Origin of the sequence: Snodgrassella sp. ESL0323 (assembly GCF_013346865.1) — a bacterium.
In the GTDB taxonomy this organism is placed as follows: Bacteria; Pseudomonadota; Gammaproteobacteria; order Burkholderiales; family Neisseriaceae; genus Snodgrassella; species Snodgrassella alvi.
Map to the genome: position 1 here is coordinate 82504 of NZ_JAAEDT010000023.1, position 16279 is coordinate 98782.

General features: G+C 46.4%; 14 protein-coding genes. 8 read left to right on the forward strand and 6 right to left on the reverse strand.

What is annotated here, in order from left to right; genetic code table 11:
- Positions 1-10: 10 nt before the first annotated feature.
- On the reverse strand, positions 11-1408 hold the full coding sequence (locus GY065_RS10750; protein ID WP_174834113.1) for an MFS transporter: 1398 nt from the start codon (positions 1406-1408) through the stop codon (positions 11-13).
- Between the two features lie 49 nt (positions 1409-1457).
- On the reverse strand, positions 1458-2258 hold the full coding sequence (locus tag GY065_RS10755) for an inner membrane protein YpjD (protein ID WP_174834114.1): 801 nt from the start codon (positions 2256-2258) through the stop codon (positions 1458-1460).
- 223 nt (positions 2259-2481) lie between these two features.
- Between GY065_RS10755 and ffh the strand changes: the two genes are divergently transcribed.
- The 5 genes from ffh (at position 2482) to hpaC (ending at position 8788) form a co-directional block, all read left to right on the forward strand.
- On the forward strand, positions 2482-3840 hold the full coding sequence (ffh, locus tag GY065_RS10760) for a signal recognition particle protein (protein ID WP_174834115.1): 1359 nt from the start codon (positions 2482-2484) through the stop codon (positions 3838-3840).
- A 195-nt stretch (positions 3841-4035) separates the two neighbouring features.
- A complete protein-coding gene (locus tag GY065_RS10765; protein ID WP_037475061.1) occupies positions 4036-4200 on the forward strand; it encodes an SEC-C metal-binding domain-containing protein in 165 nt (54 codons plus the stop codon).
- 424 nt (positions 4201-4624) lie between these two features.
- Positions 4625-7474 (forward strand): valine--tRNA ligase, encoded by a 2850-nt coding sequence (locus GY065_RS10770; RefSeq protein WP_174834116.1) that lies wholly within the window; start codon positions 4625-4627, stop codon positions 7472-7474.
- Positions 7475-7803: 329 nt separating this feature from the next.
- On the forward strand, positions 7804-8256 hold the full coding sequence (gene hpaR / locus GY065_RS10775) for a homoprotocatechuate degradation operon regulator HpaR (RefSeq protein WP_037475056.1): 453 nt from the start codon (positions 7804-7806) through the stop codon (positions 8254-8256).
- 1 nt (position 8257) lies between these two features.
- The gene (gene hpaC / locus GY065_RS10780; RefSeq protein ID WP_244621526.1) at positions 8258-8788 is read left to right on the forward strand and encodes a 4-hydroxyphenylacetate 3-monooxygenase, reductase component; all 531 of its coding nucleotides are present in this window, start codon (positions 8258-8260) and stop codon (positions 8786-8788) included.
- Positions 8789-8889: 101 nt separating this feature from the next.
- On the opposite strand, the gene fba is transcribed toward hpaC, so the two are convergent.
- The 4 genes from fba to GY065_RS10800 all read right to left on the reverse strand — a co-directional run bounded on the left by fba (position 8890) and on the right by GY065_RS10800 (position 13715).
- Positions 8890-9954: a class II fructose-bisphosphate aldolase gene (gene fba / locus GY065_RS10785; protein WP_025331513.1), complete on the reverse strand. Its 1065-nt coding sequence runs from the start codon at positions 9952-9954 to the stop codon at positions 8890-8892.
- 128 nt (positions 9955-10082) lie between these two features.
- Entirely contained in the window at positions 10083-11018 is a 936-nt protein-coding gene (locus GY065_RS10790) for an ABC transporter ATP-binding protein (RefSeq protein ID WP_174834117.1), read from the reverse strand.
- Positions 11012-12562 (reverse strand): iron ABC transporter permease, encoded by a 1551-nt coding sequence (locus GY065_RS10795; RefSeq protein ID WP_174834118.1) that lies wholly within the window; start codon positions 12560-12562, stop codon positions 11012-11014. The genes GY065_RS10790 and GY065_RS10795 overlap by 7 nt, the downstream gene beginning before the upstream one ends.
- Positions 12563-12707: 145 nt before the next feature.
- Positions 12708-13715: a thiamine ABC transporter substrate binding subunit gene (locus GY065_RS10800; protein WP_037394268.1), complete on the reverse strand. Its 1008-nt coding sequence runs from the start codon at positions 13713-13715 to the stop codon at positions 12708-12710.
- Between the two features lie 97 nt (positions 13716-13812).
- On the opposite strand from GY065_RS10800, the gene GY065_RS10805 reads away from it, so the two are divergent.
- The 3 genes from GY065_RS10805 (at position 13813) to glmU (ending at position 16251) form a co-directional block, all read left to right on the forward strand.
- Positions 13813-14457, forward strand: coding sequence for a pyrimidine 5'-nucleotidase (locus GY065_RS10805; RefSeq protein ID WP_084562505.1), 645 nt, complete (start codon positions 13813-13815; stop codon positions 14455-14457).
- A 72-nt stretch (positions 14458-14529) separates the two neighbouring features.
- The gene (locus GY065_RS10810) at positions 14530-14799 is read left to right on the forward strand and encodes a hypothetical protein (RefSeq protein WP_025331518.1); all 270 of its coding nucleotides are present in this window, start codon (positions 14530-14532) and stop codon (positions 14797-14799) included.
- A gap of 81 nt (positions 14800-14880) precedes the next feature.
- Positions 14881-16251, forward strand: coding sequence for a bifunctional UDP-N-acetylglucosamine diphosphorylase/glucosamine-1-phosphate N-acetyltransferase GlmU (gene glmU, locus GY065_RS10815; protein WP_174834119.1), 1371 nt, complete (start codon positions 14881-14883; stop codon positions 16249-16251).
- The last annotated feature ends 28 nt before the right edge of the window (positions 16252-16279 follow it).

Here is a 16279-nt window from a genome sequence, read left to right on the forward strand (position 1 = left end):
GTTAAAGCAGTTAAATAGCGTCTTCTACCGCATTCAGGTCGCGTCCGCGAGTTTCCGGAGCATAGAATGTAGTTATAAAGCCAATGCCTGCCATTGCTGCAAAATAAATTGCAATCGGCCACCATATCTTGTAATGATCCAGCAATGCTGTGGCAACTAATGGCGCAATACCACCTGACATGATACCTCCGAGCTCTTTGGCCAAAGCCATTTTAGAGTAACGATTACGCACCCCGAACAGTTCTACCCCATAGGCTGCCTGTACACCGAAAATACCCAGTGACGCCAGACACATACCAATAACAATAATACTGGCTACGATAAATGGATCTCGTGTTTCCAGAAACATATAAGCCGGAACAGCATACAGCATCAGCAGCAAACAGAACCAGCGGTAAACAATACGGCGGCCAAACCGGTCGGATAACCAGCCGGCAAACGGAATCACAAAAAAGCCTAACAAAGACGCAACAAATACCGCAGAAGTCGCAACGTTTTCATTCATTTTTAGAGATTTGACAACATAGCCGATAACAAATGTCTGCGCCAGGTAAGATGGGCCATTTTCACCAATACGTAAGCCCAACATGACGAAAAATGCTTTATTACGTGCCAGAAAGGAAGTTTTTTCAGCTGTCACCGTAGTTTGTGAAGCTGATATTTCAGGTTTTTGTAACTGGGATTGTTTTGCGTCATTTTGTTCCTGCTCGAATACCGGAGTTTCCCGTAAATGGCGGCGAATAAGAGTAGCGGCAAGAGCAATCAGTGCACTGAGAATAAAAGGTATCCGCCAACCCCAGCTGGCTACATCTTCTTTATTCAGCATTAACACCAGCAGCCAGACAGACGAAGCGACCAATGTACCGCTGTTGGAACCGATACCGATAATCGAAGCAATCAGACCGCGGTGTTTGGGGGGTGCATATTCTCCCAGCATTACTGTAGCGCCGGAAAGTTCAGCACCTGCTCCGAAACCCTGCATAAAACGCAGTACAACTAGAAGAACTGGTGCCCATATCCCGATAGTGGCATAGCTAGGGATAAAACCAATTAGCGTAGTGGAAATGCCCATCAAAGCAATAGTAGTTACCAGTACAAATTTACGTCCTTTAAGGTCACCAAGACGGCCAAAAAATATAGCACCAATCGGGCGAGCAACAAAGCCGACTGAATAAGTGGTAAAACTGTACAGAAGAGCAATTGTGTACGTTTCTCCCGGAAAAAATACATCTCCGAATACCAGCCCTGCGGCCAGACCGTATAAAGCAAAATCCACATACTCCATGGTGGTTCCGAGCCAGCAGGAAAGTGTTGCTCTAACAAATTCCCGTCGTCCTTCAGGTGTGGCTAAACGCTGTTCAGCTGCGCTCTGCTTCGGGCTGTCAACTGACGATTGTAAGTCACTCATTCAAATATCCTATGGTTACAAATCAGGGTGAAACTAGTTACAAAAAAGATTAAAACAAAATTTCCAGCACAAACTTGCTGCCAAAATAAGCCAGCATCAGGCTGACAAATGACACAATAACCCACCATGCCACTTTTTTCCCGCGCCATGCCTGCATATGATGTCTGAGCAGGATAACCAGATAGATTATCCATGACAGCACGCCGAATACCGTTTTATGATTAAAACGTGCCGGCTCACCAAATACAGCTTCGGAAAATACTGTGCCGCTGACAGCCGCTATAGTCAGAAGCACAAATCCCGCCTGCAGACCCTGAAACATTAATTTTTCAATAGCCAGCAAAGGCGGCAGGAATGATTGCTGCGGAACAGTTTTACGCCGATGCAGATAATGATTGCGTACCAGCATGAGCACAGCCAGCAGGGTTGTAATGCCAAAAAGGGCATAAGCCAGCAATGCCGACAAAACATGTATCATGAATGCTGTATTGTGCATCGGATAAGCAATAGCCTGTCCGGGCAGCAGTAAGGCAATCAACAGCACGAGTGCCGAACAAGGAAACAGTGCCAGCTGCAATCCCTGCAGGCGATAGCGAAAACTGCCTACCCAATACAGCAGTACCATTAACCAGGTAATCAGATCGAGTGCCTGACCAAACCCTACCAGCAGCACTTGTTGCTGTATCATTGGCTGCCATACGACAAAGGTATGCAGCAACAATATCAGCAGTAACAGTGACTGCTCACCCCGCAGCGGGTAAGGCACATCAGTATGACGTTGCCAGAACCGCCATGCCAGTACAGAAAGCACGGCATAAGCAAGAATAAGCACCAGCAGCAATAAGCTCATGATTTTTCCGCAGCAATAGCGCGCCAAAAATTAGCGCGGATAGTGTAAAATAGGTATTGATTATTGCTATGCCTGCCCGAAATTCGGGCAGGCATAGCAACGGGTTGCCATTTTATAACCAAATCACTACTTATCATACCCACTTACTCTGTGATTAAGCTGAAAACAAGCAACTTTCACCAGATATATACAAACCGCTTACAATTAGCCGGAGATGGTTTCGATGTTAGACAATCTATCAGATCGCTTTAGTAAAATCGCGAAAACTCTGCGCGGACAGGCGCGTTTAAGTGAAGACAATATCAAAGATGCTCTGCGTGAAGTGCGTATGGCATTACTCGAAGCAGACGTTGCCCTGCCAGTTGTAAAAACGTTTATGGCTTCGGTAAAAGAACGTGCAGTAGGTCATGATGTTATTGGCAGTCTTACGCCCGGACAGGCTTTTATTGGTGTGGTAAACGATGCTCTTACCGAACTGATGGGCACACAAAACAGCAGTCTGAATCTGGCTGCAGTTCCACCAGCCGTGGTTCTGATGGCAGGTTTGCAGGGTGCAGGTAAAACCACCACGGTAGGCAAACTGGCCCGGCTGCTGAAAAATGAGCAGAAGAAAAAGGTGCTGGTGGTTTCTGCCGACGTATACCGTCCGGCGGCAATTGAGCAGTTAAAACTACTGGCACAGCAGGTTGAAGTGGACTTTTTCCCCTCACACGAAGGTGAACAGCCGGTGACCATTGCATTGAATGCTCTGGATCATGCAAAAAAACATTTTTATGATGTACTGATGGTGGATACTGCCGGCCGGCTGGCTATTGACCAGAAAATGATGGATGAAATCCGGCAGATACATGCAGCGATTAATCCGGTAGAAACTCTGTTTGTAGTAGACGCCATGCAGGGTCAGGATGCCGTAAATACGGCACAGGCTTTTAATGATACGCTGCCTCTGACTGGTGTGGTACTAACCAAAATGGATGGTGATGCCCGTGGTGGCGCCGCTTTGTCTGTACGCCATGTAACCGGCAAACCGATTAAATTTATTGGTGTAGGTGAAAAAATCAACGGTCTGGAACCGTTTTATCCGGATCGTCTGGCTTCACGCATTCTCGGTATGGGGGATGTACTTTCACTGATTGAAGATGTGCAAAAAGGCATTGATGAAAAAACCGCGCAGCAGATGGCAAAAAAACTGCATAAAGGCAAAGGTTTTGACCTGAATGACTTCAAAGCACAAATTCAGCAGATGCGTAAAATGGGTGGGATTGAATCCATTATGGCGAAGCTGCCTGGCGATATGGGGCAAATGGCCAAACAGGTGCCGGAAGGTACAGCAGAAAAAGCCATGGGACAAGTGGAGGCTATCATTAACTCGATGACAGCCAAAGAACGCGCCAATCCGATGCTGATTAAAGCCAGCCGTAAACGCCGCATTGCCAATGGTTCCGGTGTTACTGTTCAGGAAGTAAATAAAATGCTCAAACAATTTGAACAGTCGCAAAAAATGATGAAATCGTTTACTAAGGGTGGTATGGGCAAACTGATGCGTCTGGCCAAAGGCATGAAAGGTATATTACCGCAATAATCCAAGTCTTCAATACGCTGCCTGAATTCATATTCAGGCAGCTTTTTATTTTCTGCTATTTCCCTGAAAAATAGCTTATAACAAGTATCCTGTATGGATAATCTTATATTTTTACAGTAAAATATTCCGAGCAATTTATGATTGCTGTTTAATTACATTATCTTAAAAAGGAGTACACGATAATGCGCAAATTTAATGATAAAGGCTTTTTTTGAGCCAACCAGCAAACGCCGCAGAGGTTTCCCGTCAGAAACCAACGTTAAACGCGGACTGATAAGAACTGTTCATAGCGACAAAGTTCTGCATGAAAAGCTGGGGCGCAATGATCCCTGTCCATGCAACTCCGGCCGCAGCTTTTAAGAAGTGTTGTCTGAAAACCGGCTGCTTTCGATGGCAGCAACAGGCATGACTACTTCCGCTGATGTCTGCCAGTAATCACTGCTACTGATTTAATCCACTTTTAATTACTTCCCCCTATATTCTACGCATACCGGGGGATAATTGATTGGGATTCTGCACTAGTTTTACCCCACTTACACAGATAATAAACAGATAAAGCAACAGAAATATACATTTATTAGTTAATTATCCGCCTGTACTGATAATTTTCATATATGGCATTCGCTTAATAATTAATCGTTTATTCGACTTAACCTGTATTTTGAAAATAAGACCGTTTGCTTTGATATCCGGATTCTGACAAAAGCGCATCGTCTTAAACCATGCCTCAGCGCATGGGTTATAATCAGAATCTTATTTTTTGATTTTTTTCCAATTCATAACTATGTTAAACACCCAATATTCTCCGAGTGAAATCGAAACCCGTTTATATCAGCAATGGGAACAACGCGGCTATTTTGCACCGTCACTGGATTTAAGCAAATCTTCTTTCGCTATTCAGCTGCCACCACCTAATGTAACCGGTACCCTGCATATGGGGCATGCATTTAACCAGACTATTATGGATGGCCTTACCCGTTATCACCGCATGAAAGGTGAAAATGTGTGCTGGATTCCCGGTTCTGACCATGCCGGTATTGCTACGCAGATTGTGGTGGAACGCCAGTTGGCAGTAGAAAACATTACCCGCCATGATTTAGGCCGGGAAGCATTTATTGCCAAAATCTGGGACTGGAAAAAATTCTCTGGCGGCACCATTACCGAACAGATGCGCCGTGTCGGCTGCTCTGTAGACTGGAGCCGTGAATATTTCACAATGGACGATGTACGTGCCGAAGTGGTTAGCGAAGTATTTGTACGCCTGTTTGAACAGGGTCTGATTTATCGCGGTAAACGGCTGGTGAACTGGGATCCGGTACTGGGTACAGCTGTATCAGATCTGGAAGTGGAAAATATCGAAGAAAACGGTCATATGTGGCATATCCGTTATCCGCTGGCTGATGATCCGGATAACGCTTTGATTGTTGCCACTACCCGTCCGGAAACTTTGCTGGGCGACGTAGCCGTAGCGGTACATCCCGATGATGAACGTTATGCCGGTTTCATCGGAAAACAGCTGGTGCTGCCATTATCCGACCGCACTATTCCGGTGATTGCTGATGAGTATGTAGATAAAGATTTCGGTACCGGCTGCGTTAAAATCACACCGGCTCACGATTTTAATGACTATGAAGTGGGTAAACGTCATCAGACTGCACTGATTAATGTACTTAGCCTGGATGCCAGAATACTAGCGCAGGCAGAAGTATTTGATTTTCAGGGTCAAGCTCAGGCTGGTATTACGTTACCGGCACAATATGCCGGACTGGATCGTTTTGCTGCACGCAAACAGATGGTCGCAGACCTTGAAGCTCAGGGTTTACTGGTAAAAGTGGAAGAACACAAACTGATGACACCTAAAGGTGACCGTACCGGCAGTGTAATCGAACCAATGCTGACCAGTCAGTGGTTTGTGGCTATGACCCGCAGTGCTGATAATAATGTTGCCAATCCGGAACCGGAATCAGAGTTTAAAGGTAAAACCCTGACTGAAAAATGTATTCATGCAGTGGAAAGCGGACAAGTACGCTTTATTCCGGAAAACTGGGTTAATACTTATAACCAGTGGATGAACAATATTCAGGACTGGTGTATCTCCCGCCAGTTGTGGTGGGGTCACCAGATTCCGGCATGGTACGACCAGAACGGCCATGTTTATGTAGCGCGTAATGAAGCCGAAGCACAGGCACAGGCGGGTGAAGATGCGGTTCTGACCCGTGACGAAGATGTACTGGACACTTGGTTTTCTTCAGCTCTGGTGCCGTTTTCTACTCTTGGCTGGCCGGAAAAAACACCGGAATTGCAGGCATTCCTACCCTCTCAGGTATTGGTAACCGGTTATGAAATTATTTTCTTCTGGGTAGCACGCATGATTATGATGACTACCCACTTCACCGGCAAAGTACCTTTTCATGATGTGTATATTCATGGCATGGTGCGTGACCATGAAGGTAAGAAGATGTCTAAATCTGAAGGCAATGTCATTGATCCAGTGGACTTGATTGACGGTATTGATCTGGAAAACCTGCTGGTTAAACGTACTACCGGTTTGCGCCGCCCGGAAAAAGCGCCGCAGGTAATCAAAGCGACACAAAAACTGTTTCCTGACGGCATTCCGGTATTTGGTGCCGATGCTCTGCGTTTCACTATGGCCAGCTATGCCAGCCTTGGCCGCAGTATCAATTTCGATTTCAAACGTGCCGAAGGCTATCGTAATTTCTGCAATAAATTGTGGAATGCCAGCCGTTTTGTGCTGATGAATATTGAAAATCACGATTGCGGGCAGGATGAAAGCCTGCCGCTAAGTTACAGCTTTGTTGATAAATGGTTGCTGACCCGTCTGCAGCAAACCATTTCAGCAGTGAGTGAAGCACTGGACACCTACCGTTTTGATATGGCTGCTCAGACCTTATATGAATTCATCTGGAATGAATACTGTGACTGGTATGTAGAACTGGCCAAAACTCAGTTGCAACGTGGTGATGAAGCACAGCAGCGCGCAACGCGGCGCACACTGGTACGCGTTCTGGAAGTAGTACTGCGTCTGCTGCATCCGATTATGCCGTTTATCACTGAAGAACTGTGGCAGACTATTGCACCACTGGCTAACGCAAAACATACTGACAGCATCATGCTGGCCGCATGGCCACAGGCTGACAGCAGTCTGAATAATGCTGATGCGGTAAATCAGATGCATTATTTGCAGGAGCTGGTTAATTCAGTACGCAATTTGCGTGGTGAAATGGGGCTGGCGATGAGTGTAAAAGTACCTTTATTGATTGAAAGCAATACCGATCTGGGTGAAATTCTTCCATATCTGCCACTGATGGCACGTCTGAGTGAAGCCAGACAGGTAACCCATTTGCCAGAAAGTGACGATGCCCCGGTAGCAGTATGTCAGGGTGTGCGCTTGATGCTGAAAGTCGAGGTAGATAAAGCAGCTGAAACGGCGCGCTTACAGAAAGAAGCAGAAAAATTACAGAAAAATATCGACAAAATTGAAGCAAAACTGGCGAAACCGGGATATACCGACAAGGCACCTGCACATCTGGTAGAAAAAGATCGTTCAGAATTGAATCAATTACAGGATAAAATAACCAAAATTACACAACAGTTGCAAAAATACCATAATTAAATTATTTACATTTTTCTATAACCATCAGCCCAAGAATGTATGTATAAGCTAGATAAACTGGCAGCATATATATATGCATTCAGGCTGATGGTATTTTAATAATTATCAAAAATATTGCAATAATAAGTAAAAAATTCAATTTTTATTCTAAAACAACCCATTATTTAAATACAATGTACTTGTTTTGTAATTTATTTACACATAATTATTCAAATTTATAATAATATTATGTAAAATTGATAAAAAATGATTTATAGATTTTATTTATAAATCGTATTTTGCTTAATTTTCATGCAAGCTGGATATATTGTAAAGATTGGAGTTATCAGGTGGTTAATACGTCTAAATATTCGTCTCTCAACATCGGCCTAATTCAGGCTCGTGAAGCATTACTTTCCCATTTTCGCCCGATGCTGAACGATATTGGCATTACCGATCAGCAATGGCGTATTACCCGTTTACTGGCAGAAAATGGTATCATGGATTTTCAGGATTTAGCTAAACAAGCCTGTATTTTGCGTCCAAGCCTGACCGGCATCCTGACAAGACTGGAAAAACTGAATTATGTAGTCCGTCTCAAACCTTCCAATGATCAGCGACGGGTTTTTCTCAAGCTGACCCCAATCGGAGAAAAATTGTATGAAGATTTGTGTCGTTCAGTAGATGCACGTTACAAAGTACTGGAACAGCGTTTTTCTCAGGAAAGATTACAACAACTGAGCTCAATGCTGAAAGAATTTACCAACATCGCAATAGATAAAGAAGAATCAGAAACCGAATAAAATGAATCAACCACTTTCAGCCATGGCTTTGCTGTATCGCGAAGCTATGTCAAAAGTTGCTGCTGCAGTACATGTTATTACTACAGAAGGTTCAGCAGGCCGCTATGGCATTACCCTCACTGCTGTAACCTCGGTAACAGATACACCCCCTACTCTATTATTATGCATTAATCAAAACGCCCGTATTCAACCGATTCTTCGCGCCAACGGGCGTTTATGCGTTAACGTTTTGGCTTCATCTCAGCAGGATGTTGCGGAACATTTTGCCGGAATAACATCAGTTCCGGTAACCGAGCGTTTTCTGCAAAACGACTGGCAAAATCATCACCACTCCGCTCAGCCTCAGTTAGTAGGAGCACTGGCGCATTTGCACGGTCACATTGTCGACAGCCATGATATGGGCAGCCACAGCGTATTTTATGTAGCAGTTGAGCACATAAATATTAATTCACAGGAAAATCAGGGATTACTGTATTTTCAGCGCCGGTTTACTCAGACTGCCATACCATTTTGTGAAGCAGACTGTGTCTGAATCAATTTTCTTGCCACACCGGCAGATAAATTAAAAAGCAGTATATAAAACAATAATGGACTGTCCTTTCCCGGACAGTCCATTATTACATGTAAAAATACTTATTTTACAATCTGTACCAGCTCGCCAGCTGCGTAACGATTTGCCATTTTTTCCAAAGAAATTGGTTTAATCTGACTAGCATGACCGGCAGCTCCAAAGGCCACATAACGATCAATACAAACCTGCTTCATGGCTTTAATGGTTTCAGTAAAGTATTTACGCGGATCAAATTCTGCCGGATGCGTAGCGAGAAAACGGCGGATAGCACCTGTGCTGGCCAGACGCAAATCTGTATCAATATTAACCTTGCGTACACCGTATTTAATACCTTCGACAATTTCTTCTACCGGCACACCATACGTTTCCGGAATATTGCCGCCAAATTCGTTAATCACCTGTAACCATTCCTGCGGTACTGAGCTGGAACCATGCATAACCAGATGGGTATTAGGTAAACGTTCATGAATTTCACGGATGCGGTCGATACGCAGTACTTCCCCTGTCGGCTTACGGGTAAATTTATAGGCGCCATGGCTGGTACCAATAGCAATGGCCAGAGCATCAACACCCGTATCCTGTACAAAACGCGCTGCCTCATCCACACTGGTGAGCATCTGTTCATGGCTGAGTTTACCTGCCGCACCCACACCATCTTCCTCACCGGCATCTCCGGTTTCCAAATTACCCAGACAGCCGATTTCACCCTCTACTGATACACCGCAGGCATGTGCCATATAGACAGTTTTGCGAGTGACATCTACATTGTATTCATAAGTGGAAGGTGTTTTGGCATCACTCAGCAGCGAACCATCCATCATCACCGATGAAAAGCCCAGCTGAATTGAACGCTGACATACTTCCGGTGATGCACCATGATCTTGATGCATCACAACCGGAATATGCGGAAATTCTTCAATGGCAGCCAGAATAAGGTGCCGTAAAAACGGGGCACCGGCATATTTGCGTGCACCAGCACTGGCCTGCACAATCACCGGAGCGTTAACTTCATCGGCCGCTTCCATAATCGCACGCATTTGTTCAAGATTATTGACATTAAACGCCGGCAGGCCATAACTGTTTTCCGCAGCATGGTCGAGCAGTTGGCGCATAGAAACTAAAGCCATGAGGTTCTCCGTGTGTACTTGCAATAATTGGTAAAAAAATCGGCGCAATTATACCACTATGCACCGTTTTTGTAGGCATGAGCATGCATTCTTCCACTAATTCAGTTTACCGCCAAACAGACACTGTATTACTGAAAGAAAACAATTTGTTGATGTTGCACCGTTAATGGCAGCCAGTCTCCTGCCTGCACAGCGTAATGCAGCGGCAGCCACCAGCGTAATATTCCGTATTGAGGATGCAGCAACTGTACATCATATGATCTGGCTGTTAAACATACTTCTGTTACCTGTACCTGTGTTCCGTTTTCAGGATCATATTGCAGAGCGTTTTGCGGAATGTAACAAACATCGCTGACATTATCACAACCCAGTAAACGCGCAGCCCATGCATCAGCCGGTCGTGCCAGCAATTGTACAGCGGTACCCTGCTGTATCCAGCGGCCATGCCTGAGCAGACAAATACGATCAGCCAGCGCAAAAGCCTCCAGCGGGCTGTGAGTAACCAGTACAGCCGGACATTTTTGCTGACGCAATAAACGCACAGTTAATTGCTGCAAACTGGCACGCAATGTTGTATCCAGTGCTGAAAATGGTTCGTCCAGCAACAATGCCTGCGGTTGCAGAACAAGTGCTCTGGCCAGTGCCACCCGTTGCTGCTCTCCGCCGGATAATACATCTACCTGCCGGGCAGCTGCTTCAGACAGCCCCACCTCGGCAAGCATTTGCATGGCCTGCTGTTGTGCTTGCGGTTTGCTTACCCCGTGCATACGCAGTCCGAAAGCCACGTTTTGCCACACATTCAGATGCGGCAATAAAGCATAATCCTGAAACATCAGCCCGATACGGCGCTGTTCCGGCAATAAAAAAGTTATATTTTCTTTGTTAATAAAAATATTGCCGCTATCAGGTTGTACCAGACCGGCAGCCATATTCAGCAAAGTTGATTTACCGCTGCCGCTTTCTCCCAGTACCGCCACCAGCTGACCGTCGGCCACCTCCAGACTTAAATCCGCGGCAACAACTTTTTCGGAAAATTTTTTATTAATTTGTTGCCAGCTCAGCATAGATGCGTTTCCTTTTTGTCCTTACTCCATTCCACTAACGCAAATATCAGCATGGTCAGCATCATCAGCAGCAAGGTCAGCACCATCGCACGGTCATAATTATCCCGTCCGGCGGTACTCAGATAATGATAAATCAGTGTAGTCAGCGTCTGCCATTCCGGCCGCGACAGAAACAGCGTAGCCGCAAACTCACCGATACAGGTAGCCGCAGCCAGCGCCAGCCCGCGCTGCAAAGCCGGTCGTAACAGGGGCACAATAACATACAGCAATACTTGCATGCGGCCGGCACCGAGTGTACGCGCAGCCTGTGTATAACTGTCAGGCAAACTGTCCCATGCGGCCAGTACATCCTTAGTAATAAACGGATAAGCCAGCAACGCATACGTACATATCAGCATACTTAATGATGCTGTCCAGCCGGGATAACACAACAACAGCCCGAATGACACACATACTGGTGATACCATAAATGGTAAAAATGTCAGACTGCGCACCCACATCAGCCGCTTTGCCAGCGCAGCATGCAAAAAACCCAGCAGTAATGCCAGCATGATTGCCATTAAAGTAAAGCTTAAAGTATTCAGTACTGCCTGCCACGTTGTACTTTCCAGTAATACCAGCCATGAACTGCCAGCCAGCAAAGCACGCCAGCACACAGCCAGCAGCGGCAGCACACAACACCCCAGCAACAGCAGCAAAGCCATTACCAGTCCGGCTTTCTGCCCGGTTGTTGGCAATTGCGGCGGCAACATCTGTATCACTGCCTTCTGAGCAGAATATCTACTCAGAACCGCATATATAATAGCGGACAGAAAAGTTGTGGCCAGTACCCACAACACCAGCACGCCCGCCTGTGCCATATCCAGCTCATAAGCTATCAGCTGATAAATCTGCACTTCCAGCGTAATGTAATGCTCACCGCCAAGCAATAAAGCCAGACCAAATCCGGAAAAACAATACAAAAACACCAGACACATACCACCGGCCAGCCATGGCAGCATCTGCGGAATTTCAATCCTGACAAAACGCTGCCACGTTCCGGCACCCAGTGTCTGTGCCGCATACATACGTGTTGCTGGTACCTGACACAAACCCTGATAGCCGGCACGTACCATTACCGGCAGATTAAAAAATACATTACCGTATAACAATAACCATGGCGTACCTTCCCAGCCGCGCCACAATAAACCCTGTGCTCCAAACAATGCCAGAATACCCACGCCAGCTACCAAGGTGGGGATTACAAACGGCAGCATCAGCAAACGCAGTACCCAGTTTCGGCCGCTAAACTGCAAACGGGTAACTATCCATGCTACCGGTACACCCAGCAACAACGTCAGCACGCTGCTGATAGCAGCCTGTGAAGCTGTCCAGCCCAGTAAGCGACGCATATATTCGTCCTGCCACACCATACGGAAACTGTCTGCATCCGTTTGTTGCAGCATTGCCTGCAATGGTAACAGCACCACAGCCAGCAAAAAAAACAGCGGCAGTAATGAAAACAGCACCGGCAGCAATTTTTGCCCGAAACTGATAACTTTCATCCCAATACCGTTTACATCTTTATTTACCAGACGATTACCTCAGATTCAGTATTTGTATAACCAAACAGGGCATACCCATGCCCTGTTTTTATTTCTTACTCCGGCCGCAATAAACAGCCGCATGGCGACAGTACAGGTTATTTGTTCAGCGCTGCACTACCTTTACCCATTGTTTAACCCAGCTTTGCTGCTTAGCTGCCATATCAGCCATACTTGGCTGCGTTACTGTAGTCGGAATTTTTACATGAGCATATACCGGCGGCAAAGACACGCCTTTTACAGCCGGATAAACCCACATGGATGTCGGAATGGCATTCTGTACCTGATTGCTTTGCAAATATTGCACCAGTTTAGCGGCCAGTGCAGGCTGACTGGCATGATTCAGCACCGCAGCACCTTCGATATGGCGGAACACTGCCCCTTTAAAGCGTAAATCGGCAGTTGGCGGTGTTTTGTATTTACCCTTACCATAATAAACTTCTGCTATCGGACTGGAAGCATAGCTTACCACCATCGGTCGGCTGCCTCCGTTCAAGGTAAATTCAGTGTAATAAGCTTCACTCCAGCCTTTAGTCACTTTTACACCATTCTGGCGCATTTTAGCCCACCATTGCCAGGTGCCCTGCTCTCCTAAGCCGCCAATATTCGCCAGCAGAAAACCCAGTCCCACACTTGAAGTGGCCGGGCTGGGCACAACGAGTAAATCGCGGTAAGCTGGGCTGGCCAGTTCTTCCAGCGAGCGCGGCACAGCTTTGCCATGTTTCTGAAACCATGCTTTATCATAATTAATCGTAATATAGCCGTAATCCACTGCCAGAGCCTGCGGCAGAGAAACATTAACCGGACGGCCAGACGGCTGTGCCTGAGCAAACAGTTTAAACTGCTGAGCCTTGGCAATATTACTGTTATCCAGACCATATACTGCATCAGCAATCGGTTTAGCACGAGTTAAAATCAGCTTGTTGAGCATTTCATTTCCGCTACCGACTTTAATCACAGTCAGTTTCACATTATTATCATGCTCAAACTGAGCCAGAACATTTTTAGGTAAAGCAAATGAATCATGTACAGCCAGACGTACTTCTGTCTGTGCCTGTGCAACCATACTGAGTAACAGACATAGCACTCCGATTAACCACTTACCTGCTTTCATTCCGGTCTCCTGCCATTAAAATCATTAGGTATTCTTCATATACAATCATACCCGTTTTAGACGTTTATAGTAAAAATCTGACGCCATCTTACAAATCATGACAACTCATTACTGGCTATTTGACCTCGACAATACCCTGCATCAGGCTGATGCAGGCATATTCGGTATTATCAATCAGCACATGACAGCCTATATAGCCACCACCCTGAATATCGACGATATTGCCGCTTCCCGGCTGCGTCAGCAGTACTGGCAGGATTATGGCGCTACACTGGCCGGACTGCAAAAACACCATCCGGAAATCAATCTTCAGGAATTTCTGCTGGCATGTCACCCGCTGGAACAAATTTTGCCTCTGTTGCAGCCAGTGCCGCAAATACAGCATACTCTGACCCATTTGCCCGGCTATAAAGTCGTTTTTTCCAATGGTCCCAGCCATTATGTACAGGCACTGATCAGTACCATGCAAATTGAATCACATTTCCATGCCCTGTTTGGTACTGATAATGTACAAATGCTTTACAAACCTCATCCGCATGCTTACCACAGTCTGTGCCGGCAGCTGCATATCCGCCCTGAGCAATGCATTATGGTAGACGATAGCCTGTCCAATCTGAAAACAGCACATACACTGGGCATGCGAACAGTATGGTTCGGAACACACAGCCATCCGGCTACCGGAATCGATGCGGCTGTACCGGATATGCACAGTCTGCTACAGATTGCCCCGTCTCTGTTATAAAGCAACTATACGCAGGCACACAAATTCTCTACAATATCCCTGTACAAACGACTAACCTCAAAGGACAACACCATGCGTGCCGGAATCTGTTTAATTTGCGGTCTACTGGCCATCAGTGGCTGCACATGGGAAACCTATCAGGATGCCAGCGGACAGACAAAACTGCGCCAGAAATATGAACCGGGTACACGTGTGGTTTATCAGGATGGCACCTACTCACACAATATGCGCTATAACAGCATGCGCCCCGAACCGCACGTGATGAAACCCACTGTAGGGGATGCAGACGAAAAATTACCGGCACACACACACTGGTCAGATTCAAACAGTAGTGCCGAATAATTCAGATACATCAGTACAGGGCTGCCGGAATCATGCCAGATTACCGACAGCCCGTTTTCACATCTTAATATATACAAATTTATGGCTAATTCACCCTTAAATATCGTCATCCTTGCAGCCGGCAAAGGTACCCGGATGTATTCACGCCTGCCCAAAGTTTTGCATGAAATCGGCGGTATCAGCATGCTGGAACGTGTTATTAATACCGCACAGAGTCTGCATCCGGACAATATCACCGTCGTTATTGGTCACGGCAAAGAGCTGGTACGGGAACGAATTCAGGCAGACGTGTGCTGGGTGGAACAAGACCAGCAACTGGGTACCGGCCATGCAGTCAAAATGGCTCTGCCACATTTATCCGACAGCGGACGCACTCTGATTCTGTATGGCGATGTACCCCTTATCGATCAGCAAACACTGGAAGAATTACTCAGCACTGCCGGTAAAGACGTAGGATTACTGACAGACGTTCTCGACAATCCGGCCGGCTATGGCCGCATCATCCGTCAACATGGCAATGTTGTCGCCATTGTCGAAGAAAAAGATGCCAACGCAGAGGAAAAAGCCATTTGCGAAACCAATACCGGTATCTTTGTACTGCCCAATTGTCAGCTGACCCAATGGCTCAATGCGTTGCAAAATAACAATAGTCAGCAAGAATACTACCTGACTGATGTCATTGCACTGGCCCAACAGGACAATATTCCCGTTCATCCGCTGCAAGTGCGTGCATCATGGCTGGCAGCCGGCGTTAATAACAAACTGCAACTGGCACAGCTGGAGCGCATCCTGCAACAGCAGCAGGCTACAGCACTGCTTCAGGCTGGCGTAACCCTGCGTGACCCTGCCCGTTTCGACTTACGCGGACAGCTAACCCACGGACAAGACGTAATAATCGACATTAATGTCATTCTGGAAGGAAATGTAGATCTCGGTGACAACGTTTCCATTGGTGCCAATTGTGTGATTAAAAACGCCACCATCGGCTCCGGTACCATCATTCACCCCAATTCCCATCTGGAAAACTGCAATATTGGCAGCGATGCCCGGGTTGGTCCGTTTGCACGTCTGCGACCGCAGGCACAGATTGGTGACGCAGTGCATATCGGTAATTTTGTCGAAGTTAAAAACAGCAACATTGGCTATGGCAGCAAAGCCAATCATCTTACCTATCTGGGCGATGCCACTATTGGCGAAAACAGCAACATTGGCGCCGGTACCATCACCTGTAATTATGACGGAGTTAACAAATACCGTACTACCATTGGCAATCATGTCCGCATCGGTTCCGGCAATATGCTTATTGCGCCCATCACTATAGGTGACCGTGCCACTACCGGTGCCGGCAGTACTCTGAGCAGAAACTGTCCGCCAGACAAACTGACACTGTCACGCAGTCGCCAGACAACTTTGTCAGAATGGCAGCGACCAGAAAAAAACAACGAAAAATAATCTCTTTATCAGCCCGCCAGTGTTATCC